A 20,230-nucleotide genomic window follows, 5' to 3' on the forward strand; every position below is an offset into this window, starting at 1 on the left:
CAAAACTATTGCGCACAAATTGGCGCCAATAAATGTGCATAACAAATCGCGGCGGCCGGAGGAACAGTAGATGTCAGGCATCGATCGTAGAAGCTTAATGGTGATGTCGGTCCTCGGCGCCACGATGGGGCTTCGGGGCACGGCCCAGGCGGCGCCGAACGGATATCCCGAGAATTATCAGAAGATCATCGACGACGCCCATAACGAGGGCAGCCTCCTCATCTACTCGATTATGTCGCCGGAAAACTGGCGTCCCGTGATCGAGGGCTTCAACAAGCTCTACCCGAAGATCAAGGTCGAGACCCTGGATCTCCCCGCCTCCCGCGAGAGCTTCGAGCGATATCTGGCCGAGCGGAGCACCAACAGCCGCACCTGCGACCTCATCGCGACGGCCGATCCCGGCGGATGGATCGATTTCCAGGAGCGCGGTGAAGTCCTCGACTACGTATCGCCTGAAGCGAAGGCCTGGCCGGATTGGTCAAAGCCGTTTCCCGGCGTCTACACGGTCTCGTCCGACCCCATGGCGCTGATCTGGAACAACACGCTGGTGGCCGACGGCAAGCGTCCCAAGACACTTGCCGAGTTCGTCGAGCTTGCGGTCGCAAACGAGAAGACCTGGCGCAACCGCATCACCAGCTACGGCGTGCATCAAACAACTTTCGGCTACGGCATCAGCTACGCGTTCGTGAAGAAGCACGGCGAGAAGGCCTGGGACTGGTTCGCCCAGCTTGCAAAGCTTTCGCCCCGATTCGAGCGTTCCGGCGGGCCGATGACCGAGAAGGTCACCTCCGGCGAATACACCATGGGCTTCTTCGTTTCGGCCATCACCTTCTGGCCGCGCCTGAACGATCCGGCGCGGGCAAAGATCCTCGGCTGGAGCTTCATCGGAGACGGTCAACCGGTCGTGCTGCGTGGCATCGCGATTCCGAAGGGATCGAAGAACGTCAACGCAGCAAAACTGATGCTCGACTACGTCGTCTCGGAGGACGGTCAGCGCGCATTCGGACGGGGCGGCCTGACGCCGGCACGCCCCGGTGTGAAGCCGGGCGACGGAATCCGCCACACCTACTCGTCGATCGTGGAAGCCGTCGGCGAGCAGAACATCTGCTACATCGGCTACGATCGGGACGCGGTGCGGGACTACGACAGCTTCCTGGCGCGCTGGAAAAAGACCTTCAATGTCGCTTGACGCAAGCAGCGCGCTGGGGTCGTCGGCCGCGGACGCCTTGCCGAAGCCGCTGCCCGGCCGCGATACCGTCATCCAGTACGGCATGGCGCTGCTGACAGTTGTCCTGATCGCAGCGCCTCTCCTTCCCGTTCTCTATCAGTCTTTCCTGGATCGTGCGCTCTACGATTCCGGCCAGCAACTGACGCTGGGCAATTTCGGGCGCCTGCTTCGCACCGACGGCTTCGCGCTCGTCATCTGGAACACGTTCGTGTTCGCCACCCTCACCACCGTGATTTCGCAGACGCTGGGCACGCTGGCGGCGGTGCTGTTCGGCCGCACCGACATGCCGTTTGCGCGGTTGTTCGGCGAGCTCTTCCTGTGGCCGATCTATCTCTCGGCGCTGGTGCTGTCGTTCGGCTGGTACACGATCTACGGGCCGGCCGGCTACCTCACGCTTCTGGTTCAGTCGATCTTCGACGGCGCGCCCTGGAATCTCTACTCTCTGCCGGGCATGGCGATGATCGCGGGCGTCTCGCAAGCGCCGGTCGCCTACATCTACTGCATGTCGTCGGCCTCGATCACCGATCCGACTTTGGAGGAAGCCGCGCGCGTGACCGGCGCCGGTACCTTGAGGACCTTGTGGCGGATCACGCTGCCGCTCCTGATGCCGGCGATCGCCTACAGCGCAGTGCTCAATTTCACTGTGGGACTGGAGCTCCTCGCAATTCCGCTGGTATTCGGAGATCCCGCCGGCATCACTGTGCTGACCACGTTCCTCTACAACAACGGCGTGGCGTCGGCCCGCCCCGATCACGGGCTGGTGGCAACGGCTGCCGTGCTGATGCTTGCCGTCGTCTGCGTGCTGGTGTGGCTGCAAGGACGCCTGCTCGGCAATACAAGGCGCTTCGTCACGCTCGGCGGCAAGGCCACGCGACCGCGCCCTTTCCGCCTGAGCAACCTGCGCTGGCCGCTTTGCATCGTCTCGGCGATCTACATCACCGCAACTGTCGTGATGCCGATCGGCGCGCTGCTGCTGCGCGCCTTCACCAGCCTGCTGTCGCCGATGGTGCCGATCAGCGAGGTGCTGACGCTCGGCAACTTCACCAACATGCTCGAATACCCGGTCTACCCGCGTTCGATCTGGAACTCGCTGATCGTCAGTTCGGTCGGTGGCGTCGTGGCCACCGCGATGGTCGCCCTGATCGCCATCATCGTGCTGCGGTCCGACTTCCGCTGGCGTGGCGCGCTACACTACGTCGCGCTGTTTCCCCGTGCCGTGCCCGGCGTCGTCGCCGGCATCGGTTTCTTCTATGCGTTTGCGCTCGTGCCTGGCCTGGGCGGCCTCCGAAACACGATCTGGATTCTGGTTGCCGCCTTCACGATGCACTTCATTCCTGTGGGGCTCGGTGCGGTTGCTCCGATGTTGTTGCAGATGAGCCCGGATTTCGATCGCGCCGCCCGTACGCAGGGCGCGGACTGGTGGACGACGAGCCGGTGCATCGTTTTGCCCTTGCTGCGCCCGGCGCTGGTGGCCTGCTTCATCATCCTCTTCATCACGTTCTTCAAGGAATACACGACAGCGATCTTCCTGTTCGCACCCGGCAGCGAAGTGATCGGGACCACGCTGCTCCAGGCATGGACGCAGGGCGAGGTCGGTCTGGTGTCCGCCCTGGCGACCATCCAGATCCTGGTCATCGGCGTCTGTGTCACGGCGGCGCGCGCTTTTCTCGGAGTGAAGCTTTATGGCTGAGTTGCTGATCGAGAACCTGCACAAGCGATACGGACCGGTCAAAGCGATCGACGACGTCAACATCCACGTTGCCGATGGCGAGTTCGTCACGCTGCTGGGGCCGTCAGGATGCGGCAAGTCAACAACGCTCGGCGCCATTGCCGGACTGGATCAACCGACGAGCGGGCGCATCCGCGTCGGCAACAAGACCTATTTCGACGGAGAAAAGGGAATCTTCCTGCCGCCGGAAGCGCGCCATTGCGGGCTCGTGTTCCAGAGCTACGCTTTGTGGCCGCACATGACGGTCTATGACAACGTCGTGTTTCCGCTCAAGCTGCGCAAGGTATCGACCGCCGACTGCAAGCGCCGCGTCGAGGAGAGTCTCGCTCTCGTCGAGATGGAGCGCTTTCAGGACCGCTATCCGCATCAGCTCTCGGGCGGCCAGCAACAGCGTGTCGCGCTGGCGCGAACGTTGGTCTACCAGCCCGAAATCCTCCTGCTCGACGAGCCCCTGTCGAATCTCGACGCAAAGCTGCGCGATCGTGCCCGGACCTGGCTTGCCGAACTGCGCACGCGCCTCGGCTTGACGACGATCTACGTGACGCACGACCAGGTCGAAGCGCTGGCCCTGTCCGACCGCATCGTGGTCATGAATGGCGGCCGCATCAGCCAGATTGGCTCGCCCCAGGAAATCTACACGCGGCCGGCGGACAGTTTCGTCGCCGACTTCATCGGAACGACCAATTTCCTGAACGGCGACGTGGTCGGGGCGCCCGACGGCGATGGACAGACACTGGTCGGTCTCGCCGATGGTCAGCGCGTTCTGATCAAGTCCGACAGACGTCCATCCCTGGGCGACAAGGTCACGTTTGCCTATCGCCCCGAACAGATACGCCTGGCGGCGGCCAGCGATCAGGCGATCGGAGGTTCGATCGTTGAAGCCGACGTGGTCAGCCATTCCTATGTTGGCGGCCGATGGCAAATCGGATTGAGCGTGAGCGGAAATCAGATCCGCATCGAAACCCAGGAGGCAACGACTGACCGCCAGTTGCGCCTGTGGCTGCCTGTCACCGGCGGCATCCTGTTTACAGAACGGAACCATGGCAAATCCCACTGACGCCACCTCTCCCGAAAGCGGACTGCATCAGGCCGACTACACTCCCGGTGTCCGCGGCCCGCTGACAGGGCTCCGCGTCATCGACCTCTCGAGGCTGGTCGCAGGCAATCTGCTCACCCAGCATCTCGCCGACTTCGGCGCCGACGTCATCAAGGTCGAGCCGCGCGAAGGCGATACGCTGCGCGGCTGGCGCACCAAGGGTGTCGAAACCAACTGGAAGATCCATTCGCGCAACAAGCGCAGCATCTGCCTGGAATTCCGTCACGACGAAGCGGTGCCGCTGATCCGCAAGATGATTCCCGGCGCCGCGATGCTGGTCGAGAGTTTCCGTCCCGGCACACTTGAGCAGATGGGGCTCTCGCCGGAGGAACTGCTGCGGCTGGAGCCCAAGCTCGTGATCGTTCGCATATCGGGATGGGGGCAGACCGGCCCCTATCATCGCCGGCCCGGCTTCGGGACATTGGTGGAAGGCTTCTCCGGCTTTGCCGAGATGAACGGCTTCCCCGATCGCGAGCCGGTGTTGCCGCCGATGTATCTGGCCGATGCCCTGTCCGGTCTCACCGGAGCGTTCGCTGCGATGGCGGCCCTTCGGGAGGTCGAGATCAACAGCGGAAAGGGACAGGTGATTGATCTGCCGCTGCTCGACCCGATCGTGAACTCGCTCGGGCCTCAGGCGGCAAATTACCGTTTGACCGGCGTGGTCAAACCGCGCAGCGGGAGCCGCTCGAGCGGCTCGGTACCGCGCAATGTCTACCGCACGCTCGATGGCGGCTGGGTTTGCCTGTCGGCGTCGACGCAAGGCATGGCGATGCGGGTGCTGCGTTCGATCGGCCGCCCGGAGCTCTGCGAGGATCCAAAGTTCAAGACCAACGAGCAGAGGCTTGTCCATGTTGCCGAACTCGACAAGATCATCGGTGATTTCATCGCGACACGAACGGTCGACGACAACGTTGCCTTCTTCGAGGCGGCCGAGGTCACGATCGGTCCGGTCAATGACACCGTCCGCTTGATGAATGATCGCCACGTGCAGGCCCGGGGACTGCTGGCCGACTATCCCGACGAGGACATGGGAACGTTCCCGATGCACGCCGTCCCGGTACGCCTGTCCGAGACGCCCGGAAGCATCCGGACGCCTGCGCCACGCCTCGGTCAGCACAGCCGCACCATCCTGGCCGAAGCAGGCCTCAGCCCTGACGACATCGATGCCGCCCTCGCCTCGGGCGTTGTGAAGGAAACCAGCACATGACAGTTGAACGAAAATTCCCGGTTTGGCGCTCTGCGCTGTTCGTCCCCGCAAACGTCGAGCGGTTCGTGGTCAAGGCCGTCGAGCGCGGCGCGGACGCGCTGATCATCGATCTCGAGGACAGCGTGCCGCTGGCCGAAAAGGCGAACGCTCGAAAGCTGATCCCGGGCATCGTGAAGCGCTTTCGCGACACCGGAAGTTCGGATGTCATGGTGCGGATCAACCAACCGCTCGAATTGGCGGTGCCCGATCTGGAAGCGGCCGTCATCGCCGGCGTGGACGCGATCAAGATCACCAAGGTCGAAGGCGCCGAACACCTGCGCCTGCTCGACGAGATGGTGACCAGACTGGAGATCGAGCGCGGATTGCCTATCGGCAAGATCTGGTTTGTCGGTCTGATCGAGGCGCCCGGTCCTCTCTCCAGGGCTCACGAGATCGCGCGATCGATCCCGCGGCTGGCCGGCATTTCACTGGGTGCGGAAGATTATGCCACCGCCATCGGCGCCAAGCCGACGGAAGAAACCCTGTTGATGCCGAAGCAGCAGGTCGTGCAGGCGGCACGAGCCGCAGGCATCATGCCGCTCGGCACCATCGGCTCGGTCGCCGATTTCTCCGATCTGGAAGGATACACAAGGATCGTCAGGCGCTCTGCGGACTTTGGCTTCGTGGGCTCTGCCTGTATCCATCCGTCGCTGGTGCCGATCCTCAACGAGGGTTTCAGCCCCTCCGCCAAGGAGGTGGCGGACGCCGAGCGCGTCGTCGCGCTCAACAAGCAAGCGGCTGCCGAGGGACGCGCATCCTTCGCCATCGACGGCAAAATGATTGATATTCCGATCGTGCAGCGAGCCGAAGCGCTGCTCGAACGCGCGCAAGCGATCGCCGCTCGGGCGCATCGGCCTCGTTGATTGTGTTGGCCCCAGCGCGGCGCGCAGAGCTGCGTCTGGGGATCGAGGACTAATCGATAGAGTGCGCGCGGCAGCCCTTATGCCACCGCCCTCACCTTGCTGATGAAGCCGTCGACCTCCGACGTCAGCGAGGTCGACTGGCTCGACAGGTTGGCCGCGGCCTTCAACACGCCGGACGCGGCGCGGCCGGTCTCGTTCGCGGCTGACGACACGGTTGCGATGTTGCGGGTAACGGTCGAGGTCGCTTCCGCGGTATGCTGCACGGTGTTGGCGATCTCGGCAGTCGCCTTGTTCTGCTCCTCGATGGCGGCGGCGATGACGCGGTTGATGCTCGAGACCTCCTCGATGGTCTTGACGATGCCGTCGATCGCCGAGACCGCCTTCTGCGTCGCCCCCTGGATCTCCGTGATCTGGGCGCTGATCTCTTCGGTCGCCTTCGCCGTCTGGGAGGCCAGGTTCTTCACCTCGCTCGCCACCACCGCAAACCCCCGGCCGGACTCGCCGGCTCGGGCTGCCTCGATCGTCGCGTTCAGCGCCAGTAGGTTGGTCTGGCCGGCGATCGAGGTGATGAGGCCGATGACCTCGCCGATGCGATCGGCGCCGTCGGCAAGCGCGCGCATGGTGCCGTCGGTTTCCTTGACGGTGACGACTGCCTGCTCGGTAGCGCGCGTCGCCTGTTCGACCTGGCGGTTGATCTCGCGGATCGAGGCGTTGAGCTCCTCCGCTGCAGCCGCCACGGTCTGCACGCCGCCGCCGACCTGGTCGGCAAGCGTCGAGGCCGAGCCGGCCTGGGTCTGGGCCTCGGCTGCCGTGCCCGACATCGAGCGCGCGGTCGTCTCCAGCTCGCCCGAGGCGCTCGACAGCGTCTGGACCATCTGGCCGATGCGGCTCTCGAATTGCCGCACGAGACCGGACAATTCGGATGCACGCTTCTCCTTGTCGGCGCGCTCGGCGGCCTGGTCGCCGGACAGGCGCTCGGCGTTGATCATGGCCTCCTTGAACACCTGGAGCGCCGCGGCCATGCGGCCGATTTCGTCGTTGCGGCCGAGGCCCGGCACCTCGCCGGCGAAATCATGCGCCGCGAAACGGGTCATGACACTGGTGATCGCGGTCAGCGGCCGGGTAACGCGGTTGCGCATCAGCATCAGCCCGCCGATCGTCAGCGCCAGCGAGGCCGGCACCAGCAGGCCGAACAGGATCAGGCTGAAGCGGGCGCGCGAGGCGCCCTCCTCGGCCCGCGAGATCATGTTGGCGAGCGCGGTTTGCGTGACGATGACGACATTGTTGGCGCCGACGAGCTGACGATCGCGGTAGTCGATGCCTGCGACGCCGGCGGGCTCGCCGGCGAGCAGCTTGGTCGCAATGGCGTTGCGTTCGTCGCTGAGCGCGCCGGAGATTTCCGGCTCGGCGTTACGGATCGCCTGCAACAGCTCGGGCGAGGCCACATTCGGGCTGAGATCGCGCACGACCACCCAGGACTGCTGGATGCGGCCGCGCAGATCGGCGAAGGTGACGCCATCGGCGGCGGTCCAGGTCTTGTTGGCGAGGATCGAGGAGAACTGGATGAGAATGGTCTGGCCGGCATTGGCGCGGGCCTGCCAGGAGGCCTGCTTGGCGATCAGGAGGCGATCGACCACGGGATCGATCAGTGTCATCGCGTTGTCGACATGGGCGGTGACGTCACCGATCGCGTCCATATAGGCGTCGCTGATCTTGGCCCAGCTCGGTTGCAGATTCGCGTCACGTGCCGCCTTCTCCTGCTTCAGGGCAGTGACCGCGCGCGGCCGCAGCTCCTCGAGCTGCGCCCAGATGCCGCGGAGCTTATCGAGCTTTTCGGCAAGACCGGGCGCCTCGGCGGAGGCGAGGCTCTGCAAGGCCTCCGCGTAATTCTTCTGCACCGTGGCTCGCTGCTCGGCGAGACTGCTCATCACTCTGTCGGGCGCGGGGGCAGCCGACGCCAGATAGCTCAGCGTGTCACCGCGCTCCAGGCGGAAAATCACGAGTGTATTGGTCAGGTCGCGGCTGGCAACCGCGAGCGAGACGATGCGGTTGCTGTCCGAGTAGCGGGTAACCGCGAGCTTCAACGCATAGGCACAGATGACGACGAGGACGAGACCGAGAGACCCAACCACCGCCCCGAGGATGCGGGCGACCGAACGCTGCTTTTGCATCGACTGATCCACAGATGTTGCCGCCAAGTTGCGGTTCGCGGGCAATCTACGGAGCGAACGGTGAGATTTGATTTAAGATCGAAAGGAATTGGCTACCGTTTTTTCCCGGAGAAATACGGAGTCCGGTAAGTCGATCCTTCCGTCAGGCCCGTGCGTCCGCCGGTGCCCGCGACTTGAGCAGCCGGGCGCAGGCGAGCCCCAGCATCACCATGATCGCCGCGCTCGCGAGCAGGGTCGGGACCTTGCCACCGTGCTGGAGGCCAAGCCCATAGGCGATCGGGCCAACGGTCTGCCCCATGAAGAAGAAGAACGAATGCAGCGACATCGCCGTTGCCCGCGCCCCGATCGACAGCTCGCTGGCAAACACCTGCAGGCAGCCGTGGATCATGTAGAAACCCCAGCCCATCGCCAGCATGCTGGCGAATTGCAGTTTCCATCCGGGACCGAAGGCGAGCACGCCGAGCTGCAGTCCGACGAGGCCCGCGCCCGCAATCATCATGCCCCTGACGCCGAGCCACGGCAGGAAGCGTGAGACCGTGAAAGTGTAGAACAGTCCGCCGATCGCGAAGCCCGCGATCACGATGCCCGCGATCGACGGCGACTTCTCGCCGAGATCGAACAGCAGCGCGGCGATGAACGGAAACAGGCCGAATACGCAGCAGCCCTCGACAAAGACCGCCGAGTAGCAGTAGCGCGTGTTGGGGTTGGCGAAGATGGTCCGGTAGCCCTGCCGCAAGGCCTTCAGATCGGTCTTCGGCGGCGCCGTCAGCGCGGCACCGCGAAAGCCCGCAGCCACCGCAACGGCCGCGATCAGGCCGAGCGCGCCGAGCATCATGAGCACACCGCGCCAGCCGATGAGTTCACCGATGATGCCGGAGGCGGTCGCACCGAGCAGATTGCCGGTCATCGAACCCGCAAGCGTGCGGCCGATCGCGACTTGCCGCTTGGCGGGTGCAACGAGGTCGGCGGTCAGGCCGAGAGCGACCGGAAACACGCCACCGGAGGCGATCCCGGCGAGGATCCGGCTCGCGAACAGGCCCGAGAAGGTGGTCGCGACCGCGCCAAGAATGCAGGAGACGCCAAGCAACGCCAGGCACAGCGTCATCAACCGCGCCTTGCCGAACAGATCGGCGGCCGCTCCGATCACCGGCTGAACCAGCGCGTAGATCAAGGCGTAGCCGGCCGCGATGCTGGCGGCCGTCGTGATACTGATCGAAAAATCCTCAGCGACATGCGGCAGGACGGGATCAAGCGCGCGCGTGGACAACGCCGCCGAGAAGCTCGCGAGCGCGATGATATTGATCGCGGGCGGAAACTTCTGGTCGGACGACGGCCCGGTCGCAGGCTGGGACATCAGCGCGTTGTGCTTTTCGTCACCGCGTCGAATGCCATCAGCGTGCGGATCAGCCCTTCGAACTCGCGCAGCGGCACCATGTTGGGCCCGTCCGAGGGCGCGCGATCAGGGTCGGGATGGGTCTCGATGAAGACGCCGGCAACGCCGACCGCGACGGCTGCGCGCGCCAGCACCGGCACGAATTCACGCTCGCCGCCCGAGGACGTCCCCTTCCCGCCGGGCTGCTGCACCGAATGGGTGGCGTCGAAGATCACGGGCGCGCCGGTGGTGCGCGCCAGGATCGGCAGCGCGCGCATGTCGGAGACCAGCGTGTTGTAGCCGAACGAGGCGCCGCGCTCGGTGACGAGCACGTTGGGATTGTTTGCGGTCGTGATCTTGGTCACGACATTGGCCATGTCCCAGGGCGCGAGGAATTGCCCCTTCTTGACGTTGACGACCTTGCCCGTCGCAGCGGCGGCCAGCAGCAGGTCGGTCTGCCGGCACAGGAAGGCCGGGATCTGGAGGATGTCCACGGCTTGCGCCACCTCGGCGCACTGCGCGGCGTCATGCACGTCGGTCAGGACCGGCAAGCCGAGGGAGGCGCGGATCTCGGCGAAGATCGGCAGCGACTGTGCGAGCCCGAGACCACGCGCTGCCGACGCGCTGGTGCGGTTGGCCTTGTCGAACGAGGTCTTGTAGACGAGGCCGATCTTCAGCCGCGCGGCGATCTCCTTCAGCGCGGAGGCCACCTCCAGCGCGTGCTGGCGGCTTTCGAGCTGGCACGGCCCAGCAATGATCGAAATCGGCAGATCATTGCCGAACTTGACCGTGCCAATGGTGACGACCGGCGCTGCTGAATTCGAAGAGCTCAAGGCGAATTCCCTCGTTTCGCCGCGACCATAGCGGCGATGAGGGGCGGATCAACCCCATTCGGACTAGGCTGTCAGAATATCAGGGTTGCGCCGGGGGGCCCCGGCGCGCGCCGCGCGGGAGCCGCTACTTGACCGACGAGAAGGCGGTCGGCGTCAGGATCTGGCTGACGATGTTGCCGACGATCTGGCCGTCCGCTTCGCTCTCGGCGCGTGCCTTCATCCAGTCCGGGTCGGTCATGAACTTGCCCCACTTCGCCTCGCGGTCGGCGAGCGAGTCCCAGGCCAGGAAATAGGTCAGCTCCTGGTTGGATTCGCCGATCAGCGTGGTGAAGAACCCGGCCTGCTTGATGCCGTGCTTCTCCCAGAGCTTCAGCGTGACCGTCTCGAACCGCTTCAGGAGCGCCGGCAGGCGGCCGGGCACGCAACGGTAGATGCGCATTTCATAGATCATTCTTGTTCCTCCCTGATGACGTCGGGGGTTATAACGGCTGCCCGTGACGGTGTCTTCGGCCCTGCCCGATACCGCCCGCGGCGTCTGGCGCATGGCTTGCCGGCCCCGATCGCCCCCGGTTCCCGTAATGCTGCCGCAATGATACTGCCGCTACAACGCCTCGGTTGAGGCTCAGGTGCGGATCATGCGGATTTTGCTCGTCGAGGATGAAGCGGAGATGGCCGGAGCGCTGGCCTCGGCGCTCAAGCGGTACGACATGATCGTCGATCACGTGCCAACGCTTGCCGAGGCCGAAGAGGCCATTTCCGCCGATGTGCACGCCGCCGTGCTGCTCGATCGCCAGCTGCCCGACGGCGACGGTCTTGCCCTGATTCCGAAACTGAGAGCGCGCGCCGACGGTGTGCCGATCATCGTGTTGACGGCACGCGGCGAGCTCGCCGACCGCGTCGCCGGGCTCGACAGCGGGGCGGATGATTATCTGGCAAAACCATTCGCGGTGGAGGAATTGCTGGCGCGCCTGCGCGCGGTGTTGCGCCGGCCCGCCGGGGTTCAGCCCGATATCATCCGCGCCGGCCGCCTCGCCTTCGACTTCGGCCATCGCGAGGCGAGCGTCGACGGGGCTCCGCTCGAACTGCCGCGGCGGGAGCTCCTTGTGCTCGAAGCCCTGGTCCGCCGCATGGGCCGGACCGTGCTGCGATCGGCGCTGGAGGAAGCGGTCTACAGTTTCGACGACGAGATCCAGTCGAACGCACTCGATACGCATGTCTCGCGGCTGCGCCGCAAGCTTGCCGAAGCCGACGCGCACGTGGAGATCCACGGCATCCGCGGCGTCGGCTATCTCCTGAAGAAACTGCCGTGAGCAGGCACGCCGACCCATATTGCCTGCGCTCTCGGTTGAGCTGGCGCCTGCTTTCGCTCCAGGCCGCGCTGTTGGTCGCCTTGGTCGTCGTCATCATCGGCGCGCTGTGCGCTACAGGCTTCGTGCTGGTCCAACGGGACGAAGACCGCGTGATCGACGTCGTGCAGAGCGCGCTCGCGCGCGACGCAGCCGGCGGCCTGACGCTGCGGCCGACGGCCGAGCTGAAAACCTTGCGCGAGGAGACCCCCGACCTCTGGTTGCTGGTTCGCGACAGGCAGGGCCATTCGCTCAGTGAAGGTTCCGTGCCGGCGGAATTCGCCGGGATCGGCGGCGCCCTCGACCAGATCAGCCAGGCGCGGCTCGGCTGGCAGCTCCTCGAGGACGACCCACGCAAGCCGGCGGCGCGGTTGAAACGAATCGACACGGCCGCCGGCAACGTGCAGGTCATCACGGCGACGCAGGGCAAGCTCAGCGGGGCCAAGGCAGTGTTCACGACGTCGCTGGTGTTGCTGGGCATCGCGCTCCCCGGCCTGCTGTTGATGGGGACCGCGACGTTCATCGCGACGCCGATGGTCGTGCAGCGTGCTTTCAAAGGACTGGACGCGACGGCAGACCAGGCCCGGCGGATCGATATCCATCAGCGCGGCGCGCGGCTGTCGGTGGAGCAGATTCCGCTCGAGGTCGTGCCGCTCGTGGCCGCGGTCAATGACGCTCTCGCGCGGCTCGATCAGGGTTACGCCCGCCACAAGCGCTTCGTTGCCGACGCCGCGCACGAGCTGCGGACGCCGATCGCGATCCTGAACACGCGGCTGGAGTCATTGCCGTCGGGACCGGACAAGACCCGCCTGATCGAGGATGCGGCGCGGCTCGCGACGCTTGCCGAGCAATTGCTGGATATCCAGCGGCTCGACCGTTGCGGGCATCCATTCATGCCGGTCGACCTGGTCTCCGTCGCGCAAGGCGTTGCCGCCGACCTCGCACCGCTGGCGATTGCGGCTGGCTATGAGCTGTCCTTCGACGCACCTGCGGCGCGGATCGACGTGCTCGGCGACGCGGCCGCGCTTGAACGCGCGCTGACCAACCTCGTGCAGAATGCCATCCAGCACGGCCCTCGCCGCGGCACGATCGTCATTCGCGTCAGCCGTCCCGCCAGCATCGAGGTCACCGACGAGGGCGCGGGCATTCCGGCCGATCAGCGCGAGCTGATCTTCGAGCCGTTCTACCGGCTCACGCCGCTCGATCGCGGCGCTGGCCTCGGTCTCAACATGGTGCACGAGATCATGCTCCTGCATAGCGGCCACGTTTCGGTCCTGGACGGACCGAACGGCGGTGCGTGCTTCAGGATGACGCTGCCACCCCTGCAACAGGGCTGATTCAATTCGTCCCTGCGTCCCAAGCGCAATGCTGTCGCAATGCGCTCAGGCGACTCTTCGACCGCCTCACCTCTGATTTGCGAGGCGCAATCGAAATGCCGGAGTGCGCATGCCCAACGATTTCCTCTCATTCTTCCTGTCCTGGATGTCGGCCCCGCGGCGGGTCGGCGCGATCGCGCCCTCGGGCGCTGCCCTGGCCGATCTCATCACCCGCGAGATCACCGCAACGACCGGCCCGGTCCTTGAGCTCGGCCCCGGCACCGGCGCTTTCACCTACAAGCTCCTGAAACGCGGCGTGCGCCAGCAGGACCTCACGCTGATCGAATACGGTTCGGACTTCACGAAGCTCCTGCAAATCCGTTTTCCCGGCGCGCGCGTGTTGTGGATGGATGCAGGACGGCTCACGACGGAGCCGCTCTATGACGGCGCGCCGGTGGGCGCCGTGGTCAGCGGCCTGCCGCTGCTCAACATGTCGACGCGCAAGGTCGTCTCCATCATCGGCGGTGCGTTCCGTTACGTCCGCCCGGGAGGCGCGTTCTATCAGTTCACCTACGGGATGAGCTGCCCCGTGCCGCGGCCGGTGCTCGACCGGCTGGGCTTGCGGGCAAAGCTGGTGGATCGCGCCTTGCTGAACGTGCCGCCGGCCGCCGTCTACAAGCTGACGCGACGGCCGCAGATGAAGATCGTCACGGAAACGCCTGCGCCTGATGCCTCAATACCGGTCGCGACGGCGCCGATGCACCTCGTGCGCGACTACACCGCCGCGCCCTGAGGCATCATACCAGCCGCGACTGCACCATCGCCGCCTGAATGAACGAGGCGAAGAGAGGATGAGGCTCGAAGGGCCGCGACTTCAGCTCGGGGTGGAACTGGACGCCGATGAACCAGGGATGATCCTCGTACTCGACGATCTCCGGCAGCACGCCGTCGGGCGAGAGGCCGGAGAATTTCAGCCCGTGCTGCTCGAGGCGGTCCTTGTAGGCGGTGTTGACCTCGTAGCGGTGGCGGTGGCGCTCGGAAATCTCGGTCGCGCCGCCATAGACCTGCGAGACGCGACTGCCGCGGTTGAGCGCCGCGGGATAGGCGCCCAGACGCATCGTGCCGCCGAGATCGCCGGCCTTGGAGCGCTTCTCGAGCTCGTTGCCGCGCAGCCATTCGGTCATCAGGCCGACCAGCGGCTCCTTGGTCGGACCGAACTCGGTGGAGTTGGCGTCCTCGATGCCGACGAGGTTTCGCGCGGCCTCGATCACCGCCATCTGCATGCCGAAGCAGATGCCGAAATACGGCACGTCGCGCTCGCGCGCGAACTGCGCCGCGCGGATCTTGCCTTCGGCGCCGCGCTGGCCGAAGCCGCCCGGCACCAGAATGCCGTTGACGTGTTCGAGGAACGGCGCGGGATCTTCCTTCTCGAAGATCTCGCTCTCGATCCAGTCGAGATTGACCTTCACCTTGTTGGCGATACCGCCATGCGAGAGCGCCTCGATCAGCGACTTATACGCATCCTTCATGCCGGTATATTTGCCGACGATGGCGATGGTGACGTTGCCTTCGGGATTGCGGACGCGCTCGTTGATCTGCTGCCAGCTTCGCAGCTCCGGCGGAATCCGCGAGCCGATACCGAAGGCGGCGAGCACTTCGTCGTCCAGGCCCGCATTGTGATAGGCCTCGGGCACGGCGTAGATGTTGTCGACGTCGCGGGCCTCGATCACGGCGCTTTCGCGCACGTTGCAGAACAGCCCCAGCTTGCGCCGCTCTTCCTTCGGGATCTCGCGGTCGGTGCGGCAGAGCAGGATGTCCGGCTGGATGCCGATCGAGCGCAGCTCCTTCACCGAGTGCTGCGTCGGCTTGGTCTTCAGCTCGCCCGCGCTCGGGATGTAAGGCAGCAGCGTCAGATGGATGTAGACGGCATGGTCGCGCGGCAGCTCGTTCTTGAGCTGACGAATCGCCTCGAAGAAAGGCAGGCCCTCGATGTCGCCGACGGTGCCGCCGATCTCGACCAGCACGAAGTCGTAATCGTCATTGCCGGAGAGGACGAATTCCTTGATCGCGTTGGTGACGTGCGGAACCACCTGGATGGTCGCGCCGAGATAATCGCCGCGCCGCTCCTTGGAGATGATGTCCTGGTAGATGCGCCCGGTGGTGATGTTGTCCTGCTTGGTCGCAGGCCGGCCGGTGAAGCGCTCGTAGTGACCGAGATCGAGATCGGTCTCCGCGCCGTCATCGGTCACGAACACTTCGCCGTGCTGATACGGCGACATCGTTCCGGGATCGAGGTTGAGATAGGGATCGAGCTTGCGGAGGCGGACCTTGTAGCCCCGGGCTTGCAACAGGGCACCGAGTGCCGCTGAAGCCAGACCCTTGCCGAGCGAAGAGACCACGCCGCCGGTGATGAATATGTACCGCGCCATGGGACTTAACCTCTAATCCCTCGAATTCGATTCGCCAAAGCGATTCGTATTCCGCCCCAAATAATCTGCGGGCCTGTGGGTGAGCCAAAACTAAGAGTGGTGACAAAGCCTTGATGGGGATTTTTGATGCAGGACGGTAGAAGCCGCCCTGCATGGCCCCCCTGCTTTATTGCGAGCGCGGTACCTGCGGGCCGGCTGGCGCCTGGTTCTGCTGCTGCTCGTCGGCCTTCTTCAGCGAATCCAGGATGCCGCCCGAGGTCGGCGGCGCGATCGGAGCGCCTCCGGCCGGCTGGGTCTGGGACGCCGGCGCGCCGATGATCGACGTAGGCGCACGGCTGTAGCCGGCATGCCAGGACAGGAACAGGCTGGTGAGGAAGAAGCCCGCGGCCAGAATCGCGGTAGTCCGCGTCAAAAGGTTCGCGGTGCCGCGGCTCGACATGAAGCCCGCGCCTCCGCCCATGCCGAGGCCGCCGCCTTCCGACTTCTGGAGCAGGACGGCGCCGATCATGACGGCGACGATCATGAGGTGAATGACGATGACAACGGTCTGCATAGTGTCCTTCCGTCACAAGCCGACAGCGCCGAGACGGCGGCCGATCGCGCTTCGCGGGTTTTCCTGAAGTTGCGCGGTGTTACACGATCGGAAGGGGCATTGCCACCCCCCGATCGGCCACGGCCGCGCTTTGAGATTAGCTAGGGGCAGCCCTTCGCAATCGCAAGGAAATCGGCCGCCTTCAGGCTGGCGCCGCCGACCAGCGCGCCGTTGACGTTTTTCACCGACATCAGCTCGGCCGCGTTCGACGGCTTGACCGAGCCGCCATAGAGGATGCGCATCCTGGCCCCGTCCGCCCTGAACCGGGAGGTCAGGAGTTCCCGGATAAAGCCATGAATCTGCTCAACATCCTGGGCCGTCGGGGTCAGGCCGGTGCCGATCGCCCAGACCGGCTCATAGGCCACGACCAGGTTGGCGGCGGTCGAGCCGTCCGGCAGTGAGCCGTCGAGCTGGCCGCGCAGGATGTCGAGGGTCTGGCCGGCATCGCGCTGGCCTTGCGTCTCACCGACGCAGACGATCGCGGTAATGCCGGCGCGCCGGGCGGCCTCGGCCTTCTGTCGGATCAGGGCATCGCCCTCGCCGTGGTCGGCGCGACGCTCGGAATGGCCGACAATGATGGCGGTCGCACCGGCATCGGCCAGCATTTCGGCAGCGATATCGCCGGTATGGGCGCCGGAGGCCTTGGGGTGGCAATCCTGCGCCCCCACCGCGACCTTGCTGCCGCGCGCTTTGTCGGCGAAGGCCGTGACCAGGGTCGCCGGCGGGCAGACCAGCAGGTCGGCCTTGGCGGCCACCTCTGCCGTCCCCTTGAGCATGGCGTCGAATTCGGCAGCCGAGCCCTTGAGGCCGTTCATTTTCCAATTGCCGGCGATCAGAGGTCGGATGGCGTCGGTCATGTCAATTTCCAGCAAAATGAGGTTTGTGCATGCGCTAGCAGAGCTGTCGCGGCAGTTCCAGAGAGCTGAGGGCTTTAACCGCAGCGTCGAGGGACCGCGTGGCCCGAGGTTGCGGGGGGAAAGCCGCCACTTTATGATGATTGATCAATTTGGTGACGCGCTTTTGCGGAATCTGCATTAAGACGCGCTCCCGTTCCCCTCCTGCCAAACAAGTTGGACCAAATGCTTCGAGGAATGCGCAAGGCCTCATCAAACTGGCTCGGCAAGACCATTATGGCCGTGGTGATGGGCGTGTTGATCATCAGTTTCGGCGTTTGGGGCATCGCAGACATCTTCAAAGGCTTCGGGCAGTCCACGGTGGCCAAGGTCGGCAGCACCGAGATTTCGTTGAACGAGTTCCGGCAGACCTATACCGACCGGCTGCAACAGATCAGCCGCCAGTTCGGCCGGCCGCTGACGCCTGACCAGGCGCGTGCCTTCGGCCTCGACCGCCAGGTGCTCCAGCAGACGATCGCGGAAGCCGCCCTCGACGAAGAAGCCCGCCGGCTCGGGCTCGGCCAGTCCGACGAACAGATCCGCCAGGTCATCATGAACGACCCCAACTTCAAGGGCGTCGGCGGCAGCTTCGATCCGAACCGCTTCCAGGCCGTGATCCGCAATTTCGGCTATACCGAGCAGCGCTACGTCTCCGAGCAGCGCAAGGTGTCGCTGCGGCGGCAGATCACCGGCACGATCGGCGCCGGCCTCGAACCGCCGAAGACCATGATCGACGTGCTGACGCGCTTCCAGAACGAGCAGCGTGCGATCGAATTCGTCAGGCTCGACGCCGCGCAGGCCGGCACCATCGACGCTCCCTCGCCCGAAGCCCTCGCCGCCTATTTCGAGGACCACAAGGTCCAGTTCCGCGCGCCCGAATATCGCAAGATTTCCTTCGTCGTGGTCTCGCCGGAAGAGATCGGCAAATGGAGCGAGGTCTCCGACGAGGACGCCAAGAAGGTGTTCGACCAGCGCAAGGACCGGCTCGGCACGCCGGAGAAGCGCCAGATCCATCAGATCGTATTCCCCAACGTCGCCGAGGCGCAGGCCGCACGCGAGCGGCTCGCCGGCGGAATGTCGTTCGAGGACCTCGGCAAGGAGCGCGGGCTGAGCAGCGCCGATGTCGACCTCGGGCTCGTGACCAAATCGTCGCTCGACCCCGCGGTCGGCGATGCCGCCTTCGCGCTTCCCGCGGGCGAGATCAGCCAGCCGATCCAGGGCCGTCTCGGCACGTCCATCGTCAAGGTCGACAAGATCGAACCGGGCAGTGAAGCGAACTACGCCAGCCTCGTCGGCGACATCAAGCGCGAGATCGCTACCGAGCGCGCCCGCGTCAAGGTCAACGATCTCCGCGACAAGATGGAAGACGAGCGCGGCGGCGGCGCCAGCGTGATCGACGCGGCGCAGAAGCTCGGCCTCACGGCCGTGACCATCGACGCCGTCGATCGCTCCGGCCGTGCCCCGAACGGCCAGCCCGTCACCAGTATCCCGCAGGGCCTCGACGTGGTGTCGCAGGCCTTCAACACCGATGTCGGCGTCGACAACGACGCGATCTCGTTCAAGGGCGGCTATGTCTGGTACGACGTGCTCGCCATCACGCCCTCGCGCGACCGCAATCTCGACGAGGTGCGCGACCAGGTCGAGGCGCGCTGGCGCCAGGACCAGATCGCCGCCAAGCTGAAGACCAAGGCGACCGAGATGGTGCAGAAGCTCGAACAGGGCGGCAAGCTCGCCGACGAGGCCGCCGCGATCAACGTCAAGGTCGAGACCGCCTCCGGCTTCAAGCGCGACGACTCGCCCGCCGGCGTGCCCGCCAACGTCGTTGCGGCCGCCTTCCGCACCGCCAAGGACGGGGTCGGACAGACCGCCGTGAGCGGCGGCAGCGAGGTGATCGTGTTCCGCGTCACCGACATCGTCGAACCCGCGGTCGACGCCGCGTCCGACGCGGTGAAGAAGCTGAAGGACAGCCTCGACCGCGCGCTGACCGACGAGCAGGTCGCCTCCTACGTCAACAAGCTTGAAACCGACATCGGGACCACCATTAATCAGGCCGCCTTCGCGCAGGTGACCGGCGCGAACCAGTGAGTTGAAAGCACGCGATGGACGACCTGAAATCGATCATTGGAAAAGTGGCGACCGGCGCCAGCCTGTCGCGTGACGAAGCGGCTTCCGCCTTCGACGCCATGATGTCCGGCGAGGCCACGCCCTCACAGATGGGTGGCCTCCTGATGGCGCTGCGGGTGCGCGGCGAGACCGTGGACGAAATCACCGGCGCGGTCTCGGCGATGCGCTCCAAGATGCTCACGGTCGACGCGCCCGCGGACGCCGTCGACATCGTCGGCACCGGTGGTGACGGCTCCGGCTCGGTCAACGTCTCGACCTGCGCGTCCTTCATCGTCTCGGGCACCGGCCTGCCGGTGGCCAAGCACGGCAACCGTGCGCTGTCGTCGCGCTCGGGCGCCGCCGACGTGCTGGCGTCGCTTGGCGTCAAGATCGACCTCAGGCCCGAGCAGGTCGGCCGCTGTGTGCGCGAATGCGGCATCGGCTTCATGTTCGCCCCTGCCCACCATCCGGCGATGAAGAACGTCGGCCCGACCCGGGTCGAGCTTGCGACACGCACGATCTTCAATCTGCTCGGCCCCTTGTCGAACCCGGCCGGCGTCAAGCGCCAGATGGTCGGCGTGTTCTCGCGGCAATGGGTGCAGCCGCTGGCGCAGGTGCTGAAAAACCTCGGCTCGGAATCCGCCTGGGTGGTGCATGGCTCCGACGGCCTCGACGAGATCACCCTCACCGGCCCGACCTTCGTCTCCGCGCTCCAGAATGGCGAGATCCGGAATTTCGAGGTGACGCCGGAGGACGCCGGCCTGCCGCGCTGCGATCCCGGTGCGCTCAGGGGCGGTGACGCCGACGCCAATGCGATCGCCTTGCAGAGCGTGCTCGACGGCAAGCCGAGCCCCTATCGTGACGTCGCGCTGATGAACGCCGCCGCTGCGCTGGTCGTGGCCGGGCGCGCCAAGGACCTCAAGGAGGGCGTTGCGATCGGTGCGAAGTCGCTCGACAGCGGCGCGGCGAGCGCGCGGCTGAAACATCTGATCGCGGTCTCGAACGGCTGAGCC

The 20,230-nt window shown here is 65.4% G+C and carries 17 protein-coding genes; 10 read left to right on the forward strand and 7 right to left on the reverse strand.

Translation table 11 applies throughout. The features are described 5' to 3' along the window. Window positions 1–70 precede the first annotated feature (70 nt). From AB7008_RS27695 to AB7008_RS27715, 5 genes are read left to right on the forward strand one after another with little or no spacing between them, the layout of a single operon-like run. Window positions 71–1,189: an ABC transporter substrate-binding protein gene (locus AB7008_RS27695; protein WP_224517275.1), complete on the forward strand. Its 1,119-nt coding sequence runs from the start codon at window positions 71–73 to the stop codon at window positions 1,187–1,189. After that, window positions 1,179–2,918 (forward strand): ABC transporter permease, encoded by a 1,740-nt coding sequence (locus AB7008_RS27700; protein ID WP_304489964.1) that lies wholly within the window; start codon window positions 1,179–1,181, stop codon window positions 2,916–2,918. The genes AB7008_RS27695 and AB7008_RS27700 overlap by 11 nt, the downstream gene beginning before the upstream one ends. Next, window positions 2,911–4,014, forward strand: coding sequence for an ABC transporter ATP-binding protein (locus tag AB7008_RS27705; RefSeq protein WP_304489965.1), 1,104 nt, complete (start codon window positions 2,911–2,913; stop codon window positions 4,012–4,014). The genes AB7008_RS27700 and AB7008_RS27705 overlap by 8 nt, the downstream gene beginning before the upstream one ends. Next, entirely contained in the window at window positions 3,998–5,260 is a 1,263-nt protein-coding gene (locus AB7008_RS27710) for a CaiB/BaiF CoA transferase family protein (protein ID WP_304489966.1), read from the forward strand. The genes AB7008_RS27705 and AB7008_RS27710 overlap by 17 nt, the downstream gene beginning before the upstream one ends. Then, window positions 5,257–6,162, forward strand: coding sequence for an HpcH/HpaI aldolase/citrate lyase family protein (locus AB7008_RS27715; RefSeq protein WP_014494995.1), 906 nt, complete (start codon window positions 5,257–5,259; stop codon window positions 6,160–6,162). Before AB7008_RS27710 ends, AB7008_RS27715 begins: the two co-directional genes overlap by 4 nt. Before the next feature lie 77 nt (window positions 6,163–6,239). On the opposite strand, the gene AB7008_RS27720 is transcribed toward AB7008_RS27715, so the two are convergent. The 4 genes from AB7008_RS27720 to AB7008_RS27735 all read right to left on the reverse strand — a co-directional run bounded on the left by AB7008_RS27720 (window position 6,240) and on the right by AB7008_RS27735 (window position 10,989). Beyond that, window positions 6,240–8,333 (reverse strand): methyl-accepting chemotaxis protein, encoded by a 2,094-nt coding sequence (locus AB7008_RS27720; RefSeq protein WP_441259833.1) that lies wholly within the window; start codon window positions 8,331–8,333, stop codon window positions 6,240–6,242. Between the two features lie 142 nt (window positions 8,334–8,475). Next, the gene (locus AB7008_RS27725) at window positions 8,476–9,687 is read right to left on the reverse strand and encodes an MFS transporter (protein WP_441259834.1); all 1,212 of its coding nucleotides are present in this window, start codon (window positions 9,685–9,687) and stop codon (window positions 8,476–8,478) included. After that, window positions 9,687–10,538 (reverse strand): 3-deoxy-8-phosphooctulonate synthase, encoded by an 852-nt coding sequence (gene kdsA, locus AB7008_RS27730; protein ID WP_014494992.1) that lies wholly within the window; start codon window positions 10,536–10,538, stop codon window positions 9,687–9,689. Before kdsA ends, AB7008_RS27725 begins: the two co-directional genes overlap by 1 nt. 124 nt (window positions 10,539–10,662) lie before the next feature. Further along, on the reverse strand, window positions 10,663–10,989 hold the full coding sequence (locus AB7008_RS27735) for an NIPSNAP family protein (protein ID WP_014494991.1): 327 nt from the start codon (window positions 10,987–10,989) through the stop codon (window positions 10,663–10,665). 184 nt (window positions 10,990–11,173) lie between these two features. Here AB7008_RS27735 and AB7008_RS27740 point away from each other — a divergent pair, with 184 nt between their 5' ends. The 3 genes from AB7008_RS27740 to AB7008_RS27750 all read left to right on the forward strand — a co-directional run bounded on the left by AB7008_RS27740 (window position 11,174) and on the right by AB7008_RS27750 (window position 13,993). Next, entirely contained in the window at window positions 11,174–11,848 is a 675-nt protein-coding gene (locus AB7008_RS27740; RefSeq protein WP_063983064.1) for a response regulator transcription factor, read from the forward strand. Continuing rightward, window positions 11,845–13,221: a sensor histidine kinase gene (locus AB7008_RS27745; RefSeq protein WP_441259835.1), complete on the forward strand. Its 1,377-nt coding sequence runs from the start codon at window positions 11,845–11,847 to the stop codon at window positions 13,219–13,221. Before AB7008_RS27740 ends, AB7008_RS27745 begins: the two co-directional genes overlap by 4 nt. A 109-nt stretch (window positions 13,222–13,330) precedes the next feature. Next, entirely contained in the window at window positions 13,331–13,993 is a 663-nt protein-coding gene (locus AB7008_RS27750) for a class I SAM-dependent methyltransferase (protein ID WP_028156060.1), read from the forward strand. Window positions 13,994–13,997: 4 nt separating this feature from the next. Here the strand turns inward: AB7008_RS27750 and AB7008_RS27755 are convergent, their stop codons facing one another. The 3 genes from AB7008_RS27755 to tpiA all read right to left on the reverse strand — a co-directional run bounded on the left by AB7008_RS27755 (window position 13,998) and on the right by tpiA (window position 17,078). Further along, a complete protein-coding gene (locus AB7008_RS27755; protein ID WP_014494987.1) occupies window positions 13,998–15,629 on the reverse strand; it encodes a CTP synthase in 1,632 nt (543 codons plus the stop codon). Between the two features lie 166 nt (window positions 15,630–15,795). Next, a complete protein-coding gene (gene secG / locus AB7008_RS27760) occupies window positions 15,796–16,182 on the reverse strand; it encodes a preprotein translocase subunit SecG (protein ID WP_014494986.1) in 387 nt (128 codons plus the stop codon). Between the two features lie 140 nt (window positions 16,183–16,322). Then, complete coding sequence (gene tpiA / locus AB7008_RS27765) at window positions 16,323–17,078, reverse strand: triose-phosphate isomerase (protein WP_441259836.1); 756 nt, start codon at window positions 17,076–17,078, stop codon at window positions 16,323–16,325. 222 nt (window positions 17,079–17,300) lie between these two features. Here tpiA and AB7008_RS27770 point away from each other — a divergent pair, with 222 nt between their 5' ends. Beyond that, window positions 17,301–19,199, forward strand: coding sequence for a SurA N-terminal domain-containing protein (locus AB7008_RS27770; protein WP_441259837.1), 1,899 nt, complete (start codon window positions 17,301–17,303; stop codon window positions 19,197–19,199). Window positions 19,200–19,213: 14 nt separating this feature from the next. Next, window positions 19,214–20,227 carry an anthranilate phosphoribosyltransferase gene (gene trpD, locus AB7008_RS27775; protein WP_028156056.1) on the forward strand — a complete coding sequence of 338 codons (1,014 nt, stop codon included), beginning with the start codon at window positions 19,214–19,216 and terminating at the stop codon, window positions 20,225–20,227. Window positions 20,228–20,230: the final 3 nt, after the last annotated feature.

The sequence above is a fragment of the Bradyrhizobium sp. 521_C7_N1_3 genome (assembly GCF_052075975.1).
In the GTDB taxonomy this organism is placed as follows: domain Bacteria; phylum Pseudomonadota; class Alphaproteobacteria; order Rhizobiales; family Xanthobacteraceae; genus Bradyrhizobium; species Bradyrhizobium japonicum.